The following is a 3231-nucleotide window of genomic DNA, read 5'->3' as shown; positions in this document are numbered from 1 at the left end:
TCTTTGCCGTACTGGCCTTCTATCTGCCGTATCACACCATGATTCGTTTGCTTACAGGCCAGGCTGTGCTGATGAGTCTGTCAGCGCTGGCATTGGGCCAACTGCTCTGGTGGCAAACCCGTTCACGGGATGTGTTCCTGTTTTTCCTTGCCGCCTTCTCACTGCTGATTGGCCTCTTCCTGTATGCAATGCAGAAGTTTGGTGTCATTCCGGTCAATGTCGTTACCGAACATGCCGCCGAGCTGGGCAGCATCATATTGGTTGTACTGCTGGCACTGAGCATGGCCGAGCGCCATAACCGCGAACGTCAGGCACGGTTAGCGGCTCAGGATGTCATCATCAACATGCAGCGCGAAGCCAATGCAGTGCTGGATCAGAAGGTCCGTGAGCGTACAGAAGATCTGGAGCTGCTGAACCAGCGCCTGCGGGAAGAATCCACCACCGATGCCCTGACCCGGGTACGTAACCGGCGTTACTTCGATCAGCGTTTCTATACCCTGTATCAGGATGCCTTCAGACAACAAACGCCACTCGCATTACTGTTGATTGATATTGACCACTTCAAACAATTTAACGATACCCATGGTCATCAGCTGGGCGATACGGTACTGCAAAAGGTTGCGCAAACCATGCAGCAGGCCATCAAGCGTCCACAGGACAGCGTTTATCGTTACGGCGGGGAAGAATTTGCAATTTTACTGCCCAACACGGATGAAAGCGGAGCCATACAGGTCGCCGAGCTGGTACGCCAGCGCATTGAGCGCCTGCGTCTTGAACACGAAGGGCAAATACTCAGCCTGACCGTCAGTATCGGCCTGTGTGCTGCAATCCCTCCCCAGCGTGATCAGCAGGAGGTACTTTACCAACAGGCTGATAAAGCGCTGTATCTGGCCAAAGATCAGGGCAGGAATCGCAGCTGTGCACTGCCTTTATCCATTCCCGATAGCCAGCAGCAAAGCCGCTGAACATTGCTGTTATTAATCTCAGAACCAGCCGTATTCCTATCCTGAACCGACTCCTGCGTCTGCAGTACAGGATTGTCAGACAAAATTTCAGTTTGGCAATCACCCGGCATTTATGTACCTTAGTCCCGATATTGAATTGCTAATAAAAAGACCAATATTGGATGGAGACGAACATGAAACGCCAACCCCTTGCTAAAACCATCGCAACAGCCTGCGCCGGTTTGGGTACTCTGCTGGCCATCAGCCCGGTATTCGCCCAGGGCTACTATGTCGACGAACAATCCGCCCTGCGCCTGGGAGATGCTTTCTCCGGTGGTGCAGCCTCAGCCAGCGATGCTTCTGCCGCTTACTACAGTCCGGCGGCTATGCTGCTGGTACGTGACGAGCTGGTCATCAACCTGGCGGCTATTTCTGTACGCTCAGAACTGAAAGGCAGTGCTGAAACCGGCGACGGCAGCATCCCGATTAACGGTGAAGATGCCGAAGCGGATAACCTCGATTTTCTGCCAACCTTGTATTTTGTCCGTAGTCTGAGCGAAGGCTTCTCTGCCGGTGCTTTTATTAACGCTCCATACGCTACCGGCACCGACTTCGGTGATGACTCCATCGCCCGTTATCAGACAACTGAAAGCGAAATCACCGGTATCGACGCCGGCCTGTCACTGGCCTTCCGTGTACACGAAAAAGTCAGCATCGGCGGCAGTATTATTGCTCAATATATGAATGCCAAAACGGCCTTGGCGGTCAATACTGCAGCCCTGTGTTTAGGTGGGCTTGATGCCTCCACCTGCAATAGCCTGGGCATTAACCCTGCCGAGCTGGGCAACAACACCTACGACGGCAGCTTCGTGATGGAAGGTCACAACACCGCCTTCGGTTTCAGCCTGGGTACTCTGGTTGAGTTCACCCCCAACAGTCGTCTGGGTCTGAACTACCGCACCCGTATCGCCCATGAGCTGACCGGCAGTGCAACGGTGGAATTCCCGGCCACCGCTTCAGGCTTCACCGGTCTGGCCGGCCTTGAGAACACCAAAGCTGATGGCCGTGTACAGTTTGTCACGCCGGAAAGCGCCAATATCAGTTACTTCCACCAGCTCGGCGACCTGTCGCTGCAGGCGGATGCCTCCTGGACCAAGTGGTCGCGCTTCGACAAGCTGCAGGTGGAAAGCAACAACAGCACCGTCGCAGCTCTGGCCGCTGAACCACAGGTTTACGACTGGAGTGAGTCCCAGCGCTTTGCTCTGGGGGCTAACTACAAACTGAGCCCACAGCTGACGCTGCGTGGTGGTTTTGCTCTGGATATGACGCCGATCGACAAAGACAAAACCAAGATCGATTTTGCCTTTGACGATTACAAAGCCATCTCTCTGGGTATGAGCTACGGACTGACCGAAGCCATGACTCTGGACGTGGGCTATCAGCACACCCTGACGCAGAAGCGTGATATTGATCAGAACGATCTGCTGACGGCGGGTGCCCGCCTGCACGGTGAAGTCACAACCGAAGTGAACTCCTTCGCTGCCGGTCTGCGCTGGGCACTGTAAGCCTGAGCTGCTGCAACCTGAAAGCGGGCGCCTGGCGCCCGTTTTTTTATTCTGCCCATACTGCGGCTTGGGCCTGTCGGCATCCTTGGTTATGCTGAGCATTCACCACTACCCGCCGACAGCGAAACCATCATGTCACTCTCTGCTCTGTTACACAGCCTGCTGCTGCAGCCCGTTGCCAATGATAATGGCCTGATCCTGCCCTTCCGCACACGCATGCCACAAAGCCTGCGCCGGGTGCCTTTTGCCGAGCCTTGTCTGATGCTGATACTGCAGGGCGAAAAACAACTGCAACCGGCTCCTGGCCAGCCGCTGAATCTGCCTGCCGGACAAATGCTGCTGATTCCGGCCGGCTGTGAGCTTACCTTTACCAATCAGCCCGACGAACATTGCCGGTATCTGGCCTGGGTCATCAGCCTGCCTACAGATGACTTACTGCCACTGGGACGCGGTCCGGTGCGCCGTGAGTTGCAGCATTTCAGCTCAGACCCGCTGCTGCTGACCCTGATGCAACAGTGGCTGCAGATACAGCCGCAACTGTCGGACCCGCAACAACTGCTGCAGGCGCGGCGTCGTGAAATCACTCTGCGTTTGCTTGAGCTGGGCTACAGTGCAGAACTGCGCAGTGGTCTGCAGCAACATTTCAGCCGCCGCGTACAGGCTGTGGTCAGTGAAGACCTGAGCCACGACTGGCAAATAAGCGATGTTTGCCAGCGTCTGGC

At 55.5% G+C, this 3231-nt stretch carries 3 protein-coding genes; all 3 read left to right on the top strand.

From position 1 onward, the window contains the following. The coding region (locus B3P58_RS03615; RefSeq protein WP_286716113.1) for a GGDEF domain-containing protein at window positions 1-965 on the top strand (965 nt) is incomplete at its 5' end. 173 nt (window positions 966-1138) lie between these two features. After that, complete coding sequence (locus tag B3P58_RS03610) at window positions 1139-2509, top strand: OmpP1/FadL family transporter (protein WP_286716112.1); 1371 nt, start codon at window positions 1139-1141, stop codon at window positions 2507-2509. 132 nt (window positions 2510-2641) lie between these two features. Continuing rightward, on the top strand, window positions 2642-3231 hold a 590-nt coding region (locus tag B3P58_RS03605; RefSeq protein WP_286716111.1), incomplete at its 3' end, for a hypothetical protein.

Origin of the sequence: Thalassolituus sp. UBA2009 (genome assembly GCF_002335285.1) — a bacterium.
In the GTDB taxonomy this organism is placed as follows: Bacteria; Pseudomonadota; Gammaproteobacteria; order Pseudomonadales; family Oceanobacteraceae; genus Venatoribacter; species Venatoribacter alkanivorans.
The sequence above is the reverse complement of the archived record's forward strand: the minus strand, read 5'-3'. Positions and strand labels throughout refer to the sequence as shown.

What these genes read in the sequence shown, in the direction of transcription:
- B3P58_RS03610 (WP_286716112.1), top strand. Translation starts at nt 1,139, where the DNA reads ATGAAACGCCAACCCCTTGCTAAAACCATCGCAACAGCCTGCGCCGGT.